The following is a 22,876-nucleotide window of genomic DNA, read 5'->3' on the forward strand; positions in this document are numbered from 1 at the left end:
CGGGGTGAGATTAAAGAAAATAGCATGAAAGGAGTTTCAGACACTACAGTTGTGTTTATTAACGGAAAGGTCAATAATTACGATAAACATGCAGGAAAAGGTATTGAACTAACTTTTACTAGTGAAGAAAACAATCAGAGTTTTAAAACAATCACAGATTCTATTGGCCAATTTCAAATAACCATAGCTAGCGGCTTATACAAATTACAGCTAATTCCTTACAGATTAAGCCGCACTCCAACTTTAAATTTTGAAAATTTAAAGTATAAATCTGGAGACATACGCCAATTGAAAATCTACACGGAATTATCTGCTGAGACCGTAGCATTAGATACCGTTTTTAAGAATAAAAAAGCTTATATTAAATATCTCAGAAGATAGACCTCTTAAGATTTAACTTTTAAATTAAAAAAAATAGACAAGTACCTTTATCACTTGAATTCAACGTTAACAAAATCACTATATTTAGAGCTAAAAAGGAATATTATAGTAATTCAATTATTGAAAATTAAAAAAAAATGAATTTATCGTACAAATTATTTTTTACATTTTGTTCCATTATCTTTTTCATTAAATGTGGTAAAAAGGATACTAAAATTGAAAATAAATTATTATTAAATGATGAAGCTTCCATAATTCGTGAAGCTAAAATCAAAATAGAAAAGACTATAGATTTAGATATATTGTATTCAAAAGGCATATCTATTATGAGTAATCATATAGTTACATTTGATTTCGATTATGATAATTCGTTAGATGCATTAGTATTTTTGGGGTTCAAAAACACTAAAAACAATACATTCTATAAATCAAAAATTCTTTTTTTAAGAAACAATGGCAAAGAATTGATACCTACAGATTCTTTAATTTATTCATATAAACATATAATTCCATCTCAAAGTAAAAGCTTCTACTCTAATAGAGGAGATGGTATTATAATTGAAAAATACATACCTGACTCTTTTGGTCGGATAGGAGAAAGTTTTAGCAGTCGAGGTATCGTTATATATCTTCAAAACAATTTACAACTTGATTACATAACTACCAACGATGTAAAATTTAGTTATACAGAGCGCGATAATAGAAAATATGTATCCGCAAGAAAAGGACTTTTATGTAGAAAACAGCCCAGTAAAAATGCTGAAGTGATAGATAAATTAAAGTATGGACAAGAGGTTAACGTTATAGCATTAACAGATAAAGAATTAACAATTTATGACGAAGATATGAATGAAAATATTTCTGGAAACTGGGTAGGTATCACATTGAAGACCAAATCTAACGATGCATATACCCCTTATGGATATGTATTTAATGGTTATTTAGTGGATGATAATCCAAATTAAAATTCTTTTTTATGTTTATGTAAATTTGTTTGACTAATCAGAATCGTAATTTAAAAAAATCGCAAATAAATAGCCAACCGATTTCATATAAACATAAAAAAGAGTAGTATTAAATTAAATAATTAGAAATCTGTGCATAAAAAAAAACAGGACTGTCTAAAATTAATTGCAGACTTTTAGCTTATTTACAAAAGTCCATGCAAACTTTCTTGATTCACTTTTAATTTTCTCAACTAACAGCTTAAAACACGTAACTAACCTATACATCCACGACTCTAATAAACAATTTAATGAAAAACCTCAAATACATTCTATGTCTCTTTATTTTCACATCCTGTAATAGTCCAAAACAATTGACCTTTAAGACTTCTAAAATTGACAAAGTTGAAGTTATTTCTAGATATTTAGGTAAAAAAACACAGATGAAAGCTGGTTTTAAAGAGGATTTTATCGCTGATTTAAACAAATCTAGCACTGTTACAACAGAAGATAATATAAGTACGCATAAAATTCTTATTTATAAAAAAAATGGAAAAATAGACACACTTCTAACGGATGGTTTTTTATACCAAAACAAAGGATTTTATAAATCGAAAGAGAACTTAATAACAAAATATTCAATCGAAGAAAACAATTATTTATCTGACACAGTACAAGGGAAATTAAAAACTTTCGAGAGACTTCAAATTTATTTAAAAAAAGAAAAACACGACAAACTTGCTAGTTTATTTGTAAATGATGTCCAATGGTTTATTAGAGAAATAAGAGTAAAAGACAAAGAAAGGTTTAAACGTTGGTGTGTATTATGGACCTTTGACAAGGTAGCTTATAAAGAATACGTAATTAAAATAATAAATAAAAAAGACAATCTTTTTGATTACGAAAATGGTGAATGGAAGATCAATCAAAAGTAAGAAACAACATCAACTATAATTAACACCACTTTTAGTGTTACATCCAAAAGTTTAATATGTTTTACACTCTCTACTAAATCTTAATGATTTAGCTATCCAGTTTAAATAATAAAGTAAAAAAGCTTAAACAAATCGAACAACATTTTAATCAAATCTATTATACGCCTCAATTTTTGTTTTTCTCTAACGTAAAAAGAAGTCATTAATGGTATAGTGTTTAAAATTGTTTCAGTTGAAAAAGAATAGCAAACTGACTTTCTTGAATGATACAGAAACAATAAAAAAAATATCATAAGACACACTTTATGAGCTTGATGTTGATTACAAAAGCTAATCTAAATACAGTATAGCGACTTGATGTTGTCGTTTTTTTAAACTAACTTCATTGATGACAATATGGCCTTTATGTGTAAGCTCCCCATAAAACCGAACTGTTTAAAAGTAGAATAATTATCTTAAATTTACCATTACGATAAAAAACAAATTATTATCTATTCTTTCTTTTAGCCACTTGTACATCAAAATTAGAGAATACCATTTTAGAGATCAAAAAACAACGACAAACATATGAGGTATCTTTTTACCGTTTTACTATTACTATTTTTTTTCTCTAGTCGTACTATTTATAATGGTAAAAACGATTATAAAAGTCTTGCTATAGATTCTGTCGTAACTATAGACAATAGCAATTTTAGAGTAATTCGTTACTTTGAAAATCAAAGAGAGCAATCAGAAAAATTATATGACACTTTACTGTTCGAAAATAAGATAAAACCACCTAATTACTTTCGGTTTAAAGTCTATGACCTCCATGAAGTTTTTTTTAGATGTTATAAAAGAGGGGATAATATTGTTATTAGCTATAATTTTTTAATGGAAAATTTATTCACACAAAAGAAATACTTTTTTCACGTGTATAATAATCTAGGTGAAATTAAAGATTTATCAAAAATTGACTATCTGAAAAAAGAAATTTCGTTAAGTGATTGGGCTGGTAAGATGTTATATATTAATACAAAAAAAGATCTTCATTTTACCATAACCAATGACACTCTAAAAATATTAAGTGATAAAAAGATTGAAAGAACCCTTTTTTTTGAAAAAGATACCTTTATACAGGACTATGATTATAGCAAAATAGAAACTTTAAGTTATTTTGAAGAAACAGATAGTGTAAACGCAGGATTTGACTTCAGATTTATAAATATAGTTCCTGTAAAGAAAAAAGATACTATACTGTTTAGAAAGTGGTCTAATGGAAAAAATCAGCTCCTTTTAAAAAACAAAACTTATAAAATAACAACTGGCGAATTCATAGAATATTACAAAACAGGAGACACTATATTTACTAAAGCTAAGTTTCATTTAAAAAATTTAACCAACAATAAAGAGTTTAGTTTTTACACCTATGCAAACTTAGGCACCAGTACATCTTATTCTCATAACGAATTAACTGCGTTTGTATCGTTAGATAAAAAGAACGATGACACCGGTATTTTTACCTCCAGTTTTGGAAGAACCTTAGAACCCTTTTCTATATATTTTAAAATAGAAAACAATAATTTAAGGATTAGTAACCTATACTCAGATAAATTTTACAGAAATCAAAGAACAACTTATAGTCTAGATACTTTAGTGAATATTGGGGAGAATGATTTAATTGATATCGAAAAATTATGGAACAACCACGCACAAAATAACAATAGAATTTACTTAAATGATTATAATACAAAACATAATTTAAAACCAAAGGCAAACATTATTGTAACTCCCAAATATATAGACTATAAATACAATAGAAAAGAGCCTATACCAACAGAGCCGCTTGTCTTTAATTTGACATTTGAAAATTATGGACAATGCGATTTTCATCAATCTTTTGTTATTAATGACCAAATAGACTATGACCAAAAGGTAGCATACAATCTTACTTTTAAAAAAGAATTTGTCAGCACCTTTAAAATTCAACTAGATCAAATCGTAACAGGAAGCAGTCATCAAACATTCACATTAAAAAAGGTAGGAAAAAAAATCATACTAGAAAATGAATTCAAGACTGAAGATGATAGTCAAATACTTGAGACTATCTTTTTTATTTTTGAAAAAGCAGAAAATGAGTATACACTTACAGAAGCATATCAATACTATAAACATTACAACTATTATTCGGAAATAAAATTAATAGATGGTGTTTACATCTTAGATTCAGATTGAAAATATAAGTGCAAAAATTTAAAGCATAGTAATTAATAAACAATACGGCCATTTGGCTTAAACAAAAAGTTTTCGTGTTTTTTTTCAAACTAACCCCCTTAATGATAATGACCGCTTCTTTGATTCACCATGGAGAAGTTCTCCTTCTAACAGAACAACAACTTGGCGTGCTGTTTTATCAATTTGTTCTGTTTCTGAATTTAGAGTGTCTCTTTTTGAGTCTATAGTTTGGGGCGTTAATTTTGGAAATAATGGGATAAACACAAAATATTCACCAAAAGCAGCGACAACTTATGAAGTTTCTGGACCTGTCAGATTATTAAAATTGGGTCAGGGAAAAACAAAATCATTTAAAAGTGGAGGTTGGTCTTTTAGAGAAGCTCCAAAACAGTATTAAATCATGAAATATTTATCTACATTATTTGTCATATTGGTCTTTTTTAGCTGTGTAAAATCAAAAGATAAGCATAATGAAGTAGCAATAACTCAGGTTAAAGAAAAGACATTGCAAGATAATAGTAAAATAGACGCTGTCAAATATTCAAAATCTAAAGCTATTATAAAAGGAAAGCTAATTGAATGTGGTAGCGGAAACAAATATTTATATCCAACTATACAAGTTATGGATATCTTAATGAATACAAGTGGTTTGCATATTAAGGACACCATAAAAGTCGCACATTATAATTGGAAGTCTGGCATACCAAAAGATAAAGAGTGCATAATATACCTAACATCTTGGCCAATTGATAGTGAAAATTTTAATAAAAATGAAAGTTGGATGTTAATAGAAGGAGATGGAAAATATGCCTGTGAATGCAAATAACCATTGCCAATCGAATAGACAGATCCGACAAAAATAGCTAGCGCACACCGGTATATGATATATGAGAGTGATAGAGGCTGCAAAAGCTAATTCAATACTAATTAACAACTTGACTTTGTCTTTTTTTTAAACTAACTTCGTTTAACTTCGAATAAAACTCATTAAAACGGAATCTTATTCGCTATATGTTATGCTACATTATGACAGAAACTATTAGATATGGATGTTGGCTAATCGATAATGTTAAATTTTCGGGCGAAGATTTTATCAAAAAAATTGACTTCAATGGTAGAGAAATTGAACTTTTAATTACAAACTACGAAAACTCTAAACATATAGAAGAACCATTTCAAGATTGGATTTATAATAAAATCATAAATGATGGAATGATGAATTCAAGAAATAGTCCTTTACCTATTAAATCAATATTTGTCATAACAAAGAATGGATATGAAAACAAAAACGCTTCGGAATTTTCATTACTCTTTAAATTGTGTTTAAAGCTTGTCTATTTTCAACCAACATTAGTTTCGCACACATCTGAATTTATTCCTAATGCTGCCATTACTATGCCTACTTGGGAAGGTTTTAAAAGTGTTACAACATCTTCTCAAACTGAAATTAATTCAAAAACTTTTGATAAAGTATTATTCTATTTTGATACACTAAATAAATTAAATATTAAACATAGTAGCATTCTTGAGGAAATTTATAAAATATCAGGAATTAATGATGTTTTAATTGAGTTATTAAGTCTTTACTCTTTTATAGAAGGGTTTTGGTGGAACAAAAAAGGAAAATCTAATCTTACAGATAGTTTTTTAGCAATGCTAGGACAAGATTACGCACCAGGACGAGAAAACAAAACAAAAAGAGAAAATATTAAGAGCATTATAGAAAGTCAAAATGGATTATTGAGAAACCCTAAATTAGACGATATGCGACATATTTTAGCTCACGGAATGTATAAGCAGGAAGAAGATTCTTGGAATGAAAAACAATGGAAAGCTATTTATCAGCAAAGAAATCTATTACTAGAAATTATAATTGACTCACTAATAAATAAAATTAAAAAAACGTAGCATAATCGAGTAGACGGCTCCGACTAAAATAGCCGGAGTGCGCCTCTCACACCACCGTACATACGGGTCTCGTATACGGCGGTTCGTAAATCATCACGCCAAAGCTCTTTTCACCCTTGACACTATCTTCTAATTTAGGCATAGGCTACCACTAGTGCTCCTATGCGAATTTTGAAGAGAATTACGTTCAGTCCTTCCTTACTTGTGAGACCTTCTGAGGTATTGCCTCAACTCGTTTCCTGTAAGTACTATGACTTCTGCTGACTTCTCCATATAGTCAACTCGTAACTTTGGAGACCTCCCCAGGTAATGGCATCCTCTTTCACTCAATCACTGCCGTATCTACATAGTTACCCTTTTGGTACTGTTTGGGCGTTACAATGATGTGCTTGCTTACCCGAATAACTATGCCTCTGTATACGATTTCTGTTCGTCAGTACCGAGTTTTGTAGTGGTATTTGCTCATTAATCAATCACAAATAGCCTTCAGATGTAACCTCGCGATTACCACCCTTGCGACTTACTAATGCTTCAAGACGTTACTCCTGCGCATAAGGGACTTGCACCCTCTAGATTAATTATTTACCTTTCCGTAAATTAAAAGATGCCCATGCTGGGCACACACAATGTATATAAAACATAGCTATTATAGGTTTTACCAAAGGTTTTTGTGTGTTTTCGGAGACCGCCAAATTTTTAAATTTGGCTTTTAGAACAATAAAGATAAAGAGAAAAATTTAAAAATTTGGCTCGTGTATAATCCGAAACGATAGTGTCTTTTAACACGCTACGTTTAAAATACGAGACGTTAAACGCCCCCAAATATCTAATCCACACAAAAAGCAAAAAAGTTAAAATGAAACAAATAACATTTTTAATCACAACTTTTTTATCTCAATTTTTGTTTGTCTCAAACGCAAAAAGAGGTCATTAATGGCATAGAATTTAAAATTGTTACTGTTTCAGTGGATGAAGATCAGCAAACGGATTTTATTGAATTATACAGAAACAATAAAAAAATATCATACCACACACTTTATGAGCTTGATGGTGATTACAGAAGCTAATCTAAACACAAAATAGTAACTTGACTTTGTCTTTTTTTTAAACTAACTTCGTTTAACTTCGAATAAAACTCAGTAAAACGGAATCTTATTTGTTATGCGCTACAAGCTATTATGAAACAAAAACTATTAATACTCTTATTACTATTTATAACTATAGCTTCTAATGCTCAAAAGTTAGAGAATTGTTCAGAATGCTCTTCTATCAAATATTCTGAATCAAACATAATAACTAATGAATTGTTTGAACTTAAATTATTGAGAAATGAAATTTTTGCAAGACATAATTTCTCTTTTAAAAACGAAAGGTTAGAAGAATATTTCTTTAACTATGATTGGTATAAACCTGATTATAAAAATCCAGTAACACAAGTAAATTTAAACGCCATAGAACAATTTAATGTTACACTTTTTAAGAGGAAAGAAGAAGAAATAAAAAGAAACAGAGAATTACTACTTACTGAACTAGGAAAATTAAAAATTGCAATAAAAGAAAACGACAACTCTTTTATTAGTGATTTTACAAACGGTGTTATAAAAAATGACAACAAATCTTTACTAAAAAAAATAAACTCTATTCTTGAATTAATCGATATAGAGAATATAAATTGGCACAAAGGTCAAGCTAAATATGAAATATTGATTGATAATGGATTTTCAATTTCTTCTCAAGGGATATATATCAAGGGAAATTCAATAACCATAATGAGCACAGACCCTATGACGCACTCTGATTTAATGAAAAATGATGCTGCTTTTAAATATCCAAGTGACTATTATTCTGAGTTTGAAAACTCAAGTGGAGTTGAAATTATATTTAAAAATGGTAAGTTAATTGTAGTAAGTCTGATTTTTGCGGGATAAAAAACAAGCTGTAACACGATATAAAAACCCAGGACCGATTAGGTTAACTTCAAAGTCCTATGTTTATTTACAAAGTCCACTAAATATCAAATTTGACGTTTAAATGAGACAGTGTCCAAAATATTTATCGTTTACTAAGTTATAAATCGAAACGATAGCGCTCATCTCCTATCTTACATTTTTCACACTATATGTTACGCCCAATTAAAAGAGAGCAACTTCCTCAAAAAAGTTGATTAAATTAACTAGACGTTTTTATTTCATAACTATGAAAACAGAAAAGAACAATTATTACTAATTGCTCTTTTAATTAACTTCTAAGTCAAAAAATTATATAAATTATAAACTTCACTATTAATCTACTCCTACCATTGTGGGATGCCCAGAATTGTAATCGACGTAATGATTCCCATTTCTAGGTGTTGAACAGTGATAGGTATCATCTGAAACATCTTTAAAAGTAAATCCCCAACCACTCTGATTTGCAAAATGCAATCTATAAGTATATATAAAACCATTATCTTTATTAACATAGCCACCGACAATACCATTCTTAATAGCAGCTCTTGATGTATTACTTCCACCATCAGGCACCCAGTTTATGTCTTTAAAACTTGCCAAGTCTCTATTTTGATATGTTTTCACAGCATTTGTTAGCTCTTCTTCTATATTATCTAATGTGTAACCTGAATCTTTAGGATAACCAACCTCATATTTATTTCCTGAGTCATTCATAAATTCTACAACTACATATTCATCTGTTTCTTTAATATTTTTCATTTGTTTTTAGTTTTAATTTCCTACTCTATTAAATAAAGGCTTTTCAGATTCCACCTTTACCACTAAAAGAAAAAATAGTAGCTACTCAATCGAATATTTTTCTTTTAATTACATTATAAATGTATAATGATATTGGATTACTTTTTAGAGTATAAATACCTGATTTAAAAAAATGTATTTATACTTAAACCTACTATTTCATATCATTGGACAATTCAGAATTAAGAATTAAGAAATTGAATTATGAAAGCATATCATTAGTGTTTGATATTTGTAAATGAATGTAAGCATCTTAGCTATAAAAGAAAAAAGAGCATAACAAAAGATAAACTACTATAGCGGTTTAATGCTTTCATTCCAGTTTTGTATCTTTATCAAAGCGCAATGACTAGTCGAAACATTAAAGCTTTTAATCTCAAAAAAAATCATTAAACAAAACCCTAAATATCGAATCCACTCAAAAAGCAAAGCAAAAAAGTTAAAATGAAACAAACAACACTTATAATCACAACTTTCCTATGTCTTACTTTTTGTTTTTCTCAAACGCAAAAAGAGGTCATTAATGGCATAGAATTTAAAATTGTTACTGTTTCAGTGGATGAAGATCAGCAAACTGACTTTATTGAATTATACAGAAATGATAAAAAACTATTACAGCATACGCTATATGAAAGTGATGGTGACTGTAGTAGTGAAAATATTGAATTAGGAGCCTATAAAATTATAGATAACAGGTTGATATTCTATTCCTATTGGGCAAGTGCAGATAGAATGATGAAAAACATCTATCCGTATGGTTTTAGAAAACAGATATATTACGTCACCCCAAAAGGCTCTGTAAGTTTAGAAAGCTCACAGCTTTATATCGAAGCATATGTAGACGAATGGAATGTACACCAAGGCATGCAATACTTAAACAACAAACCAAAAACGAACGAAGAAAAAGCATATCTAAAGGACTACATCTTAAAAGCAGAACAAATGTATGATGGTCATTTTGTTATTGGAGAAAACAAATCTATATTAGAAAATGAAATCCGACAAACACTAGCTGAAGCTATTACCGAAAACACAAAATATTGGAAAGCTGTTTATGGCGACAATTGCAAAATGTAAAACACTACCAACTAGGCACGCTTTAAAATATATCATCATATACACTGGTATTCTTAATCACTTTTTGTGTCAATATTATCTAACTTTAAGTTTTATATTTTATTATTCTCAAGTGTTTTTTGATCGTTAAACATGATAGTAGTCAAATGTTATTTATAAACAAAAAGGATTGCAAGTCATCAAAAACCATTTATTTTTGAGCCATTATTGTTTTATATTTACATCTTATCTAAATACAAAAAGATGTTAAAAACTCCGGTTATACACCCTACAATTATGGAAGCGTTGGCGCGCTCAGGTCACTTTGCTCAAGTAGTCATTGCTGATGGTAATTTACCTGTTGGCGCTATGACAGGCCCAAACTCGACAACAGTACACCTCAACTTCCGTCCTGGATTATTAGATGCCCTTACAGTACTTGAAGGTCTATTAGAAGTTTGCCCTTTTCAAGCTGCTATTGTTATGGAAAAGCCGGCTGAAGCGAATGCAGATATACATGACGCTTATAAAAAATTACTTGGAGACGTGACATGGGATGAAATGGAACGTTGGGCATTTTACGATAAAATTAAAGCACCTGAGACCACTTTAATTATTCAAACGGGCGAGCAACGTCGTTTTGCTAATTTGATTTTAACGGTCGGTGTTGTAAAAATGGCAGAGGAAAGCGGTTTTTAAGAAAACCCCATTACTAATTCTCGCTTTACATAACTACAGATCAAAATACTGACACTAAACGAAACCCTATAACACCCCCAATCCCAAGACTATGCAAGACCAATTAAAAATATTTAAGATCATCCACTTATCATTAGTAGTAGGTTTAATAGTCGCCTATTTTTTCTTAGGTAATTTATCAGATTTAAGTCAATTAAAACGACCTACATTAGATAATGACAGCATGCTGTATGTAATACTACCGGTCGCTGCTTTTTTAATCAGCAATCTGATGTTTAGACTGTTGGTTTCTAAAATTGACAACACACTTAGTTTAAAAGAGAAAATAGTCCCTTACCAAAGCGCATCGATTGTACGCTATGCTATTATTGAAGGTACTGCTTTTTTGATTTTAATTATAAAGCCTGACTTTATCATTTTTGGAATCCTTCTTATTGTGTATTTAGCACTTTTAATGCCAACGGAGCAACGTATTAAAAAGGATTTAAAGCATTTAGATTAAGATTGCAACCCTAAAACAAGCTCAGGATTTATGGTGTTTGATTTATAAAATTCTAAAGTATTTAGACTACACACTCCTGGATAATCTCCAGTATTATTTTGTATATCTATTATAATCTGAAAATGTAAATGCGGGGCATAATCTCCGTTAACAGACGCTTCTCCTAAATACGCTATCGTTTCGCCTTGAGCGACAGTATTACCCACTTTTAACCCCTCTAAAGAAGCTAAACTTAAATGCCCATACAATGTATAAAAGCTATGGTTATTGATGTTATGTTCTAAAATTATAGCTGGACCATAATCCCCAAAATTAGTATTGTTTTTAAAACTATGGATCGTCCCCTCAAAACAAGCCAATACAGGAGTTTCTGCTGGACACCATAAATCTAAACCTAAATGGATGTTACGTTGTTCTGTTTCGCTTTGCGAAGAAAAATAAGTACTTCTGTTATATAAGTTTCGTTGTTCTAAATACCCGCCAAAAGCGACTTGCTTGTTTTGACTGTTAAGATAATTAGTAACGTAGTGCTCCCAAGCTTTGGAAGAAGAAATATCAAACGTCTCTAAATCTAGATTAGCTTTAGATAAATCAATAGCAATATAATCCGTTTTTGGAATAGTCGCATCGATGACGTTTAAGTCTTGCTTGGATAACTGACTTAAGATTATAGAACGTGTCTTTGAATTCATTTATAATCAAAATTGAACTCAAATTTAAATAATTTATTTAGCAATTACATTACTAAATTTTGCATTTATAACAATTGTTTTACTGGTATTACTATTATTATTTGGATAATTTTTAATGGTTTTATTAGACGCTGTCACGTTGTTAAATTTAGACCGATTACCACTGTAAAATAAGTTATAATCGGTATCTGGCAACTTTAATTTAGCATCACTATTTTCTAAAATAATGTTTAGATTATTAAAATCTGAAGCGATTGTATTAACTAACAAATCTCCAAAACTCCCATTAATTACAGAGTTACCTGACAAGGTATTAACTTCCACATCAGACGATACTGCATTTAATATTAAATTATTAGCATTCGCGATTATAGCATCATCTACATAATTTAATTTTAACTCGCCAGACCTCCAATCTTTAATAGCCACTTTTGCATAAGACACATTAATGGAGGTGTTACCTCCAGTAATGTGATTTGCTATAAACGATCCATGAGAAATAGTACCATTGGCATTTTCTAGGACATTAGCTAGCTTTAATTCGCCATGTCTAACGTTTAATTTCAATTTAGCTTTTTTAGGCATTTTTATAATAATGGTCTTTGTGGTATTATAATCAATAGCTTTAAAAAGTTTATTGCTTTTTTGGTTTCCATTGGCGCCATCACTCTCAAATTGCGCTTGCATTTTACGTTCAAACTCTTCGCCAAAACGTTTTCCCCAAGCTTCTAACTTAGGCCCTACCTCTTTTTCAAAACGTTTGCCCCAAGCTTCTAATTTTGGTGCAATCTCGGATTCAAACTTTTTTTCAAAATTCTCTCCCCATTCTTCCATGCTGTCCTCAAAATCTTCATCAAAAACGTCTTCCAAAACATTTCCTATTTGTTTGCCTAAGTTTTCTCCCCAAGCGTCCATCTTTTTTTCAAACTTATCAATATCTTCTTGTTTGATACTTTTAGCCCAAGTACGCATGTCTTGCTCATACGCTGCCCCGTATTCTTTACGATACTTTTTACTCCATGTATCTAAATAAGATTCGCCTTCTTTTTTATACCTATCATAATCAAAATCGAAATTATAATTTCCGTCTGGAGACTTCGGAATACGCAAAGCACTTAACCCTTCAGGTAATCCTTCTAAAAGATCCAATTTTTCAATACCTTCTAATAACGGTGTTATATTAATATCTAATAATTCAGGAAGACTAGATAATACAGCAATCGATTCTTCATCTAAAATACCAAGGCTCATATCGTCAGACCAAACACCTCTAGACCCTTTTGATGCAATAGTTATATAGTCGGAATCGCCTGTTAAAGACACCTCCCAATTATCTAAAGCTTTTTGCATCTCTGCTTTGGACAGGGTTTTACTTTCTATAAAAGCCTCGACCTCAATATAATCGTTGTTCCAAGTTTCTACAATAATATTAGTATGACTAGTATCTAGGTTTACAACAACGTCTTTATCCGCTCTTACAGATTGGTCAATTTTACTCAACTTTTGTTGCGCTGTAACACTTACGGTAACTAGCAAAAGGACTAATTTTAAATATATATTTTTAAATAGTTTCATTTGTATTGGTTTTAATGAAAATTATAATTCGCCTGCAAAATGTATCAGGTTTATAATTGCTCTAGTTTTACGCTTACCCTTGAGATGCGTTTAATGTACTTAACTCTTTTAGTTGTTCTTTAAGACGGTGCATCAAGTTTAAACGAAATTTCAAATTTTGGATTAATGCATTTACCGTATGCTCATCAGGACCATTTTCGGTCAACTCTTTTGACAAGCTTTTATATTCTACATTTAATTCTTCTAACTTCAAAACATAGCCATCAAACAACTCTTTGTTGTCTGGTGTCAATTTTAACTTAGACAATTCTAAATTAATATTGGCGACATAATAATCTTCAACCTTTTTTAAATCCGGAGAGATATCTCCAAGTGTCATGGTCTTTTCATCAGGACTAGTGTCCGGTTTTGGCATATCAGTATCAACAACTTGTGTTGGTGTCACTTCTTTGTTAAAAAGTGTGTAACTACCAAATCCTAAACCAACGACTAATAGCACGCTAGCTGCAATATTTAAAAACGACCATCTGGATTGCTTTTTTTGTGGCAATTCTTGATTTAATCTTTCTAAAAACTTAGCCTCATGCCCTTTGGACAGTTGCTGAGTCATTGCTTTTTTATCGTCGTTAAAAAGCGTTCTAATATCTTTCGCCATAATGGGTATGTTTTAAAAGGTCTTGCAATTTTACTTTTCCTCTGGATAATTGTGTACGCGATGCTATTGCTGTAATATTTAGGATTTCAGAAATTTCTTGATGATCATAACCCTCAATTAAATACAGCATTACCACGTATTTATATTTTTCCGGAAGATTGTTAATGGCTTGCTTAATATCGTTTAAAGTTGTACTATCTTCTACTAACCATTTGTCATTTGTGTCCGTATCAATGACTTTCAGATGCACCTCATCTAATTCAACTAAACGTTGTTTTTTAGATTTTAAGTAATCAATACTTTTATTAATGACAATACGTTTTAACCAAGCCCCAAAAGTGACATCGCCTTTAAATTGATGTAGTTTAGCAAACGCTTTAATAAACGCGTCTTGGACGACATCTTCTGCTTCGGCTGTGTGGTTTACAAACCGCAAAGCGACATGATACATAGCATCGCAATATTGCTGATACACCTGTAATTGGGCTTTTCGGTTGTTTTGTTTACACAACTCAATGTTATCTAAAGTAACGACTTTCACGTGTTGGTTTTTGGTTAGTGTTCAGCTTAAAGACGACACAAAAAAAGGAGTGTTGCAAAAAAGATTGGTTTTTTTTTCAATTTAGCATATTAATTTAGAATAATTTAAGGTTTATCCTTCTGTAAGTACTAAATTTTCAGTTAATTTTGTGTCTCTATTATTTACACTTTTCAAGTAAAACATAAATGAAAAAATTTATATATCTATTAATTATAGTCGCTATTGGAGTTTTAGGCTACCAATTTTTTACTAAAACAGGTTTATTTAATCAACCTTTAAGTCCAAAAGATACTGCGGGAATTAAAATAAATGATTTAACTGTCAGAGTAGTCTACAACAGACCCTCAAAACGAAATAGAGACGTGTTTGGCGCTTTAGTCCCTTTTGATAAAGTATGGCGTACAGGAGCAAACGAAGCTACTACTTTTGAAACTAATCATGATTTATCTGTAAAAGGTGTTACATTACCTAAAGGAAAATATACGCTTTGGACGGTACCACAGGCAGACCATTGGAAAGTGATGTTTAATTCTAAACAATATGATTGGGGAGTTAACGAAAAAATGGAACCGAACTGGGATCCTAATTTTGATGTCGTAGAAGTAGAAGTGCCTGCTCAAAAATTAGATAAAACCGTTGAACAATTTACGGTAGCCTTTGATAATTCTACAGACGATTTAAAAATGACGATGGCTTGGGATAATGTAAAAATAGAAGTCCCGCTTAAGGACTAATATTGATCTCAGTTATTTATAATTAAACTCGTTTTCGCTTACGCGGAAATTAAAAGCAACCATGTCCAATAAAAAAACAGCATTATCAGAAACTGAAGGCGTTTCTTCTCCAGAAATGACCAATGCCGCTGCTGTTTTAAAACTAAAAGCCAAACGTAGATTACAACGGACCACTAAAGATTTAGTCAGCGCGATTTTAAACGGAAACATTACCGCTTTAAGTCAAGCCATTACTTTAGTAGAAAGCAAAAACCCAAAACATACCACCCAAGCTAATGCTATAATTAAAGCTTGCTTACCACATGCCAACCAATCGACTCGAATTGGTATTACTGGTGTGCCTGGTGTTGGAAAAAGCACCTTTATTGAAGCTTTTGGAACCTATCTAACTACTTTAAACAAAAAAGTGGCAGTCTTAGCTGTCGATCCAAGTAGTAGCATAACAAAAGGGAGTATTCTGGGTGACAAAACCAGAATGGAAGATTTGGTTAAAAACAACAATGCGTTTATACGTCCATCCGCTTCTGGAACCTCACTTGGTGGTGTGGCTAGAAAAACAAGAGAAACGATTATCCTTTGTGAAGCTGCTGGTTTTGATATGGTAATTATTGAAACCGTAGGTGTTGGACAAAGTGAAACCGCTGTACATAGTATGGTTGACTTTTTTCTGCTTTTAAAACTAGCAGGTGCCGGAGACGAATTGCAAGGTATTAAACGTGGTATTATTGAAATGGCAGATGCCATAGCCATTAACAAAGCAGATGGAGATAATGTAAAACGTGCTAAATTAGCTAAAGTCGAGTTTAACCGTGCCTTACATATGTATCCAATAAAAGACTCGGATTGGCAACCTAAAGTCAGTTTATGTAGTGCTTTGACTAACGAGGGCATTTCTGATATCTGGAATGTTATTTCGGATTACATCACCCTAACCAAACAAAACAACTACTTTAATACCAAACGTACTGAACAAAATAAATTTTGGTTATTGCAAACCATTGAAGAACAACTTAAAAGTGTCTTTTTTAATAATCCTGACATTAAAATAGAACTAAATAAACAATTAGCGTTGATTGAAGCTAATCAAACCACGCCTTTTGCTGCAGCAGATTATTTGTTGGGATTGGGGTAATTTGTACTTGGTAAATTAGACGTTTGATTTTGTCATTTGAATCCTATAACTTCGTTTGACTTTAGATAATTTTATCCCAGGAATTGAAATAATCACTATACCATAATTAACTGAAGAGACAAGAATAAGAAAGGTTATCTTGTAAACTATTCTACATAAAGCTACCGCAAACTAACTTTTAAATAATTATGAAGATTTTATTATTATTTCCTCTTATATTACTTACAAATTGTACGCAAAAAAAGAAAATTGAGTCAGAAAAAACATTTGCTGTAGATTACGGAATTCAAGCCTTTTCTAAACTTCATAAAGAAAACGACTTGATAATAACTACATTTAAAAAGTGTTTTAACTCATATACATATCTTGATTATGCGCAATACTGGCAAGAATCAGATACTTTAATTTTCAAACGTCCATTCGATGATTTATGGCTGTCGATAGAGGATTATTACCCAGCATATACTCCAACAATAGTATCAATCCAAAAAAAAGAGAAGGATAAATATTTAGTTAAAATAGCAGTAATGGGAAACCCTGAACAGTTTAATTCCTTACATGCTATTTATAATTTTTATGCCATTCGAGACAATGAAGATATTTTCAAATTTAAAAATGTAATCAACGACAATTTAAAACTATGGAATACAAAGACAATAGATAATATTAAATATATATACCCACCTCAAAATACACTTAATAACAACGAGATAAAAAAACAGATTGAATTTGAAAATAATTTGATCACAAAATTTGATTTCGATAAAATTAATTACACCTATATAAGCTGCAATTCTGTTTATGAATTTATGAAATTAAGAGGATTTGACTATGAAAATTCCATGTTCTTAAATAATCAAAAAGGTGGAGTAGCTTTTACTAATAGTCAATTAATTTTTTCAGGAAATAATTCGGAATTCTATCCTCATGAATTAGTACATCTATATACCTACAAATATTTTAAGAATATAAACTCAACTATTAATGAAGGTTTTGCGACTTACCTTGGTGGCTCAATGGAATTAGATTATTTAAGTCATATTAAAATTTTAAAAGACTATTTAAAAACTAGCAAAATAGACCTATTTGAATATTTGTTCGACGATGAAAAAAAGTTTACAATAATTGGAAATATATCTTCAATAAAATATTCCGCCGGCGCACTACTCTGTGATTTAGCTGACAAACAAAATGTGCTCAATCAATTGTTAGATTGTGGAAAAACAGATGAAGAGCTAATTTTAGCTATTGAAAGCCTATTTGATATTAATAGAAAAGACTTTAATTCGTTTATCGATAAAAAGTTAATTGATTATTAAATAAAACTGTTATAACAAAATAAATATACTATCCCTTACTGATTGATAATCATCAAACACTTAACTTAAAAATAATTTTCTCATAAAAAAACTATAACTTCGAATTGTATTTATTCATAATCATAATATGACCAATTAGGTTAGAGTAGAAACAATTACAAAGCAGCTAATCATGGGACTATTTGATACTTTAAAAAAGAAGAGGAAGACTTCTCAAAATAAAAATTTAGGCCCAACATTTCTTGAGAATAAAGTTGAACAAATAACTAACCCCAAAAAGTTGCATTCACACGAATGGAAAAGAGGATTAAAAACAGAATCCGGTGGTACATTTTTCAAAATCAAATATTACGGTCAACGTCAGTCTAAGCATAAAAATCTAATTGTCCAAACCAAATTTGCACCATCTAAAATTTACGCGGTTGATGTTTCAAATAATGAAGCTTTTTTATTGTTTGATGGCTGTATTCATGGATATAACGCGATGTTCTGTGATAAATATACGAAGCAACAGATAGAAAATAGATCTGCAGACAAAATCTACACTTCAGAAAATGGAGACAACGAATTTTAAATAATTATTTCCACCTATAACAGAATTGATTACGATGATGAGTTTAGTGAGCAAGTTGATGCCCACGGAAAACTAGAATTAACATCTAAAGTTAAAATTGACTTTGATGAAGTAAAACGAAATAGGTTTGATGGATTACAGATTTGGGGGATTAATAAAGCGGGAAATAAAATAGAAATAATTTCAGAAGAATTAGCATAAAACCCTTAACTACAATATTTTAAATTAATCTTAGACAATTACTAATCAATAATACAAACAAAAAAGCACAATCACAAAACTGTATTTTTTTTTATGCTCTTGACTATCAAAAAAACCACGCCTTTTGCTGCAGCAGATTATTTGTTGGGATTGAGGTAATTTGTACTTGGTAAATTAGACGTTTGATTTTGTCATTTGAATCCTATAACTTCGCTTAATACTAAACAAAAAATAACTATGGAAGAAAATAAAGCGATTGGAGATCAAGGAGAAGTCTTAAACCTAAGTTCTGCCTCAAGAGCTATGAATACGGAACCCGATGAAGAACAAATAGAACAATTCGACGAGTACGAAGCAAAAGCAAGTCCTCTTAAATATGTTGCAATGTTATTGGCTTTTGTTTCTATTAGTCTTTCTATTTATTTATTCTACACGGGGCACTGGGGTTGGGGCCTTATTCTAATTCCTTTAATACTATTTTTAGGGATGCTCACCTATTCCTTTGGAAAAGCAAACGTAACAAAACAAATTGCTTACGAAAGTGGGCTCATTATTTCTGCAATAGTAGTAGAAACAAATCCAATTAAAATTATTGCTCTTGCTGACATGCGTTCTTCAACAGATCAAAAAATAATTTGGGGATGTCAAAAAATGACGGTAGAAAATTTACCAAATCACAAAATAGTAGTTGGCGAAAAAATACCTTGCGTAAGTTTATTTGGAATCGCACTTAAAGGGTATAGACGATTTTTTGAACCTAGACCAATATCTTGGGGATACAAGAATCCTGATTTAATATCTAAAACCGTAGCGTTAATAACTAATGACAGTGCTTTAGAATCTGATAATGAATGGGCTATTTTAGAACAATTAAACACTAAAATGAAAAATAGCATAGACAAAGAAGTTGTCTTTTTTGATAAAGATTTAAATAAAGTAGAGCTTTAGAAATCAAACTAATAGATTTCCACAAAAACAATTAACGTTGTTATTACTACTCGATAAAAATTTTAAACGAACCTTACAATACACAAAAAAAAGCACAGTTTTAGGACTGTGCTTTTTTTTTATATATTCTATTATTAGTATTCTTTTAAACAGACTTAACAAAAATTAGCCTTATACTGTTCTACCTGAGCTTTATCACCTTCTAATAAGGTCGTCTGAGGATTATAATCTAATAATTTTCGGCCTTATCAATATTAGCTTTAGTACGTAATTGACCGCCTACTCTAGCCTTAACATGGTCTATTTTTATAGATTGTCCAATCACATACTCAACCGCCTCAATCCCCTTTTTTAACTCTATATAAAACAATTAAGAATTGGTTTTGGAGAGATTATTTACAAAACCATTGGTTTTAATCACCCATTTATTACTTTTTTTTAAACAATCGTCCTATTCCTCTACTAGAACATAACTAGTCTTTTTTATTTTTAAGAAGAATTAAGATCAACAATTACAACTGGTTAAATCATTAAACATTTAAAATTATTTAATGTTATTGTTAGTCCAACCATTCTGTCAATTAACAAAAAACCGTATTTCATCATCCAAATTAAGACTTTCATCGTATATCCTTCAAACCAAATAAACCTACAAAATGAAACAAAACTTACAAACACCCAAAATCAAAGAAAGATTATTAAAACTTTTTATTACCGGGATGTTGGTTTCTGCTACATTTATTTGTCAAGTAAAAGCGCAATCTAATTTAGTGCCCTCTGACTTATTAAATGCATGGAATTCTAACATATCAGATAATACCACGTATCCACATTGCGAACAATGGAAAATTACTTACCCAACAAGTGAAGAAGACAAAACGTTATGTGGAGAAGATAACAACGAATTTTATTATGTAAATTCTACTAATGATGGTATCGTATTTTACGCTCCAGTCCGCTCTGACAATGGTACTACTCCTAATTCTAAAAACATACGATCTGAATTAAGAGAAAGAGATATTGATGGCGAATCTGACAAATACTGGACAACAGAAGGTAGACATGTTATATATGTGAAACAAGCAATAACCCACTTACCTATTAATGTAAACCAGTTAGTCGCAACACAAATTCATGGAAATAAATCTGAAGGAATTGATGACGCCTTAGTAGTAAGACTAGAAGACGATCATCTTTTTTTAAGTTTTAATGGTGGAGAACTAAGAAGTAATGTAACCATTACTAATAATTACGCATTAGGAACCTTACACGAAGTTATTTTTGAAGTTCTTGATGATAAACATTACGTATATTATAGTGAAGATGGTAATTTAAAAGCAGCTTACCAAAGCGGAAATGCTTCTTCTTATTTAGTAAAAGATAATGGTAATGAAATATTAATGGATATTAATTATGATGATGCTTATTTTAAAGTTGGTAATTACACACAAAGTAATCCAACAAAAGAAGGAGACGATACAGATAACCCTGACAACTATGGAGAAGTCGTTGTTTATGACCTGTATGTTGATCATGCAGATGCTGGTATTGTAACACCAATTTCTTGTAATGCAACAGCCCCTTCAGGACTATCCGTAACTAATGTTTCTACTACTCAAGCGACATTAAGTTGGAATTACAATACTACTATTGACCACTACAATGTAAGATATAAAGAGATTGGTTCTGCTACATGGATTAACGAGTCTTCAATAACTACAGGAAGTATTACTTTAAATAACCTTTCTACTGATACAGAATACGAATGGCAGATCAGAGCTAAATGTGCTGATGACTCTGGATCTGACTACTCAGATGCTCAAGGCGCTAACTTTACAACCAATGTAACAAGTACAACTTGTAATGCAATAGCTCCTTCAGGATTAACTGTTACCGGTGTTTCAACAACTGAAACCACATTAAACTGGAATTTTGACACTGCTATTGACTACTACGACGTGAGATATAGAAAAGTTGGTAACACTAATTGGAGTTTTAAATATTCCATTACAGCAGGCAATGTTACGTTAACTAATTTGAATGAAGACACAGATTACGAATGGCAAATTATAGCTAAATGTACTGATGACTCTGGATCTAATTATTCTGACGCTGAAGGACCTAGTTTTAAAACCACATCAAACTCATCTTCAATAAACTGCAGTGACACACCAACTGGTTTAAATATTAGTAACTTAACTAGTAATAGCGTTACTTTAAATTGGAACTATGTTTCAAGTGTAGATCATTATAATGTACGTTATAAAAAACTCGGAGACTCTGATTGGAGATATGTAAATAGCATCCAAACAGGAAGTGTAACACTAACAGATGTTAATACAAGTTCTACTTATGAATGGCAAATTAGAGCGAAATGTTCTGATGGGTCTGGATCTAATTATTCTGACGGTCAAGGTCCTGACTTTTTACCATCGTCTTCAAATGACATTTCTATAACACCATCATGTAGCGATACACCTACAGGATTATATATTACTAATCTTACAAACAATAGCGTTACTGTTAATTGGGATTACTATTCTAGCGTAGACCATTATAATGTTCGTTACAAAAAAACAGGAGATTCTAACTGGAGATACAAAAATAGCATCACTACAGGAAGTATAACACTAACAGATGTCAACACAAGTTCTAGTTACGAATGGCAAATTAGAGCGAAATGTACTGATGGAAGTGGCTCAGATTATACGGACGGGCAAGGTCCTAATTTTTTACCAACAGCATCAAATAAAAGTGCTCAACCATCTATTAACACCTATACTAACTCATCTAAAACTAACTTAATAATTAAAATAGATGACCAAACCAACACTAAAGAAAAACAATCTGTAAAGATATTTAATATTTATGGCAGATTAGTATATGAAAAATCAAAGATAAGTTCTAATAAAGAAATTGTATTAGATAATAATATTGAAGATGGAATATATGTAATTATGCTATTTAATGAAAATGGAGAAATTATAGAATCTAAAAAAATCATAAAAAATTAAGACGTCAAAAATCTTAATATAACAATAGAATACTTTATCAAAAAGGTAGATATGTTTTTATAAATATATCTACCTTTTTTAATTATAATTTCAAAAAGAAATGTT

General features: G+C 30.6%; 24 protein-coding genes. 18 read left to right on the top strand and 6 right to left on the bottom strand.

Annotated elements, in window-relative coordinates; all coding sequences use genetic code 11:
* The first annotated feature begins 24 nt into the window (after positions 1 to 24).
* The 9 genes from E9099_RS01460 to E9099_RS01495 all read left to right on the top strand — a co-directional run bounded on the left by E9099_RS01460 (position 25) and on the right by E9099_RS01495 (position 8,310).
* A complete protein-coding gene (locus E9099_RS01460; protein ID WP_240788937.1) occupies positions 25 to 381 on the top strand; it encodes a carboxypeptidase regulatory-like domain-containing protein in 357 nt (118 codons plus the stop codon).
* Between the two features lie 137 nt (positions 382 to 518).
* Positions 519 to 1,346 (top strand): SH3 domain-containing protein, encoded by an 828-nt coding sequence (locus tag E9099_RS01465; RefSeq protein WP_136581976.1) that lies wholly within the window; start codon positions 519 to 521, stop codon positions 1,344 to 1,346.
* 290 nt (positions 1,347 to 1,636) lie between these two features.
* The gene (locus E9099_RS01470) at positions 1,637 to 2,260 is read left to right on the top strand and encodes a hypothetical protein (RefSeq protein ID WP_136581977.1); all 624 of its coding nucleotides are present in this window, start codon (positions 1,637 to 1,639) and stop codon (positions 2,258 to 2,260) included.
* A gap of 567 nt (positions 2,261 to 2,827) precedes the next feature.
* Positions 2,828 to 4,474 carry a hypothetical protein gene (locus tag E9099_RS01475; RefSeq protein ID WP_136581978.1) on the top strand — a complete coding sequence of 549 codons (1,647 nt, stop codon included), beginning with the start codon at positions 2,828 to 2,830 and terminating at the stop codon, positions 4,472 to 4,474.
* Between the two features lie 205 nt (positions 4,475 to 4,679).
* The gene (locus tag E9099_RS01480; RefSeq protein ID WP_136581979.1) at positions 4,680 to 4,871 is read left to right on the top strand and encodes a hypothetical protein; all 192 of its coding nucleotides are present in this window, start codon (positions 4,680 to 4,682) and stop codon (positions 4,869 to 4,871) included.
* Positions 4,872 to 4,874: 3 nt separating this feature from the next.
* Complete coding sequence (locus E9099_RS01485; protein ID WP_136581980.1) at positions 4,875 to 5,300, top strand: hypothetical protein; 426 nt, start codon at positions 4,875 to 4,877, stop codon at positions 5,298 to 5,300.
* Positions 5,301 to 5,500: 200 nt separating this feature from the next.
* Positions 5,501 to 6,382 carry a hypothetical protein gene (locus E9099_RS01490; RefSeq protein ID WP_136581981.1) on the top strand — a complete coding sequence of 294 codons (882 nt, stop codon included), beginning with the start codon at positions 5,501 to 5,503 and terminating at the stop codon, positions 6,380 to 6,382.
* Between the two features lie 905 nt (positions 6,383 to 7,287).
* Positions 7,288 to 7,449, top strand: a complete 162-nt coding sequence (locus E9099_RS19105; protein ID WP_168800698.1) for a hypothetical protein — start codon at positions 7,288 to 7,290, stop codon at positions 7,447 to 7,449.
* Positions 7,450 to 7,560: 111 nt separating this feature from the next.
* Positions 7,561 to 8,310 (top strand): YARHG domain-containing protein, encoded by a 750-nt coding sequence (locus E9099_RS01495; RefSeq protein ID WP_136581982.1) that lies wholly within the window; start codon positions 7,561 to 7,563, stop codon positions 8,308 to 8,310.
* A gap of 354 nt (positions 8,311 to 8,664) precedes the next feature.
* Here E9099_RS01495 and E9099_RS01500 read toward each other — a convergent pair whose 3' ends face one another.
* Positions 8,665 to 9,090: a hypothetical protein gene (locus E9099_RS01500; protein WP_136581983.1), complete on the bottom strand. Its 426-nt coding sequence runs from the start codon at positions 9,088 to 9,090 to the stop codon at positions 8,665 to 8,667.
* A gap of 483 nt (positions 9,091 to 9,573) precedes the next feature.
* Here E9099_RS01500 and E9099_RS01505 point away from each other — a divergent pair, with 483 nt between their 5' ends.
* From E9099_RS01505 to E9099_RS01515, 3 genes are all read left to right on the top strand, one after another.
* Positions 9,574 to 10,206, top strand: coding sequence for a hypothetical protein (locus tag E9099_RS01505; protein WP_136581984.1), 633 nt, complete (start codon positions 9,574 to 9,576; stop codon positions 10,204 to 10,206).
* Between the two features lie 243 nt (positions 10,207 to 10,449).
* Positions 10,450 to 10,884 (top strand): RbsD/FucU domain-containing protein, encoded by a 435-nt coding sequence (locus E9099_RS01510; RefSeq protein ID WP_136581985.1) that lies wholly within the window; start codon positions 10,450 to 10,452, stop codon positions 10,882 to 10,884.
* A 91-nt stretch (positions 10,885 to 10,975) separates the two neighbouring features.
* On the top strand, positions 10,976 to 11,386 hold the full coding sequence (locus E9099_RS01515) for an MFS transporter (protein WP_136581986.1): 411 nt from the start codon (positions 10,976 to 10,978) through the stop codon (positions 11,384 to 11,386).
* Here the strand turns inward: E9099_RS01515 and E9099_RS01520 are convergent.
* The 4 genes from E9099_RS01520 to E9099_RS01535 all read right to left on the bottom strand — a co-directional run bounded on the left by E9099_RS01520 (position 11,383) and on the right by E9099_RS01535 (position 14,849).
* On the bottom strand, positions 11,383 to 12,078 hold the full coding sequence (locus tag E9099_RS01520; protein WP_136581987.1) for a peptidoglycan DD-metalloendopeptidase family protein: 696 nt from the start codon (positions 12,076 to 12,078) through the stop codon (positions 11,383 to 11,385). The two genes, E9099_RS01515 and E9099_RS01520, sit on opposite strands and share 4 nt — an antisense overlap.
* A gap of 33 nt (positions 12,079 to 12,111) precedes the next feature.
* Positions 12,112 to 13,653, bottom strand: coding sequence for a hypothetical protein (locus E9099_RS01525; protein ID WP_136581988.1), 1,542 nt, complete (start codon positions 13,651 to 13,653; stop codon positions 12,112 to 12,114).
* 73 nt (positions 13,654 to 13,726) lie between these two features.
* Positions 13,727 to 14,308 (bottom strand): hypothetical protein, encoded by a 582-nt coding sequence (locus tag E9099_RS01530; protein WP_136581989.1) that lies wholly within the window; start codon positions 14,306 to 14,308, stop codon positions 13,727 to 13,729.
* Positions 14,292 to 14,849, bottom strand: a complete 558-nt coding sequence (locus E9099_RS01535; RefSeq protein ID WP_136581990.1) for an RNA polymerase sigma factor — start codon at positions 14,847 to 14,849, stop codon at positions 14,292 to 14,294. The genes E9099_RS01530 and E9099_RS01535 overlap by 17 nt, the downstream gene beginning before the upstream one ends.
* A gap of 185 nt (positions 14,850 to 15,034) precedes the next feature.
* On the opposite strand from E9099_RS01535, the gene E9099_RS01540 reads away from it, so the two are divergent.
* The 5 genes from E9099_RS01540 to E9099_RS01560 all read left to right on the top strand — a co-directional run bounded on the left by E9099_RS01540 (position 15,035) and on the right by E9099_RS01560 (position 19,757).
* Positions 15,035 to 15,583: a DUF2911 domain-containing protein gene (locus E9099_RS01540; RefSeq protein ID WP_136581991.1), complete on the top strand. Its 549-nt coding sequence runs from the start codon at positions 15,035 to 15,037 to the stop codon at positions 15,581 to 15,583.
* A 61-nt stretch (positions 15,584 to 15,644) separates the two neighbouring features.
* Positions 15,645 to 16,715, top strand: coding sequence for a methylmalonyl Co-A mutase-associated GTPase MeaB (gene meaB / locus E9099_RS01545; RefSeq protein WP_136581992.1), 1,071 nt, complete (start codon positions 15,645 to 15,647; stop codon positions 16,713 to 16,715).
* Positions 16,716 to 16,903: 188 nt separating this feature from the next.
* Positions 16,904 to 18,034 carry a hypothetical protein gene (locus E9099_RS01550; RefSeq protein ID WP_136581993.1) on the top strand — a complete coding sequence of 377 codons (1,131 nt, stop codon included), beginning with the start codon at positions 16,904 to 16,906 and terminating at the stop codon, positions 18,032 to 18,034.
* Positions 18,035 to 18,206: 172 nt separating this feature from the next.
* Positions 18,207 to 18,608, top strand: coding sequence for a hypothetical protein (locus E9099_RS01555; protein ID WP_136581994.1), 402 nt, complete (start codon positions 18,207 to 18,209; stop codon positions 18,606 to 18,608).
* Between the two features lie 438 nt (positions 18,609 to 19,046).
* Positions 19,047 to 19,757, top strand: coding sequence for a DUF3239 domain-containing protein (locus tag E9099_RS01560; RefSeq protein ID WP_136581995.1), 711 nt, complete (start codon positions 19,047 to 19,049; stop codon positions 19,755 to 19,757).
* A 229-nt stretch (positions 19,758 to 19,986) separates the two neighbouring features.
* Here E9099_RS01560 and E9099_RS19345 read toward each other — a convergent pair whose 3' ends face one another.
* Complete coding sequence (locus E9099_RS19345; RefSeq protein ID WP_205961013.1) at positions 19,987 to 20,127, bottom strand: hypothetical protein; 141 nt, start codon at positions 20,125 to 20,127, stop codon at positions 19,987 to 19,989.
* Positions 20,128 to 20,413: 286 nt separating this feature from the next.
* On the opposite strand from E9099_RS19345, the gene E9099_RS19655 reads away from it, so the two are divergent.
* On the top strand, positions 20,414 to 22,771 hold the full coding sequence (locus E9099_RS19655; RefSeq protein WP_136581996.1) for a fibronectin type III domain-containing protein: 2,358 nt from the start codon (positions 20,414 to 20,416) through the stop codon (positions 22,769 to 22,771).
* The last annotated feature ends 105 nt before the right edge of the window (positions 22,772 to 22,876 follow it).

Origin of the sequence: Psychroserpens sp. NJDZ02 (assembly GCF_004843725.1) — a bacterium.
Lineage (GTDB): Bacteria > Bacteroidota > Bacteroidia > Flavobacteriales > Flavobacteriaceae > Olleya.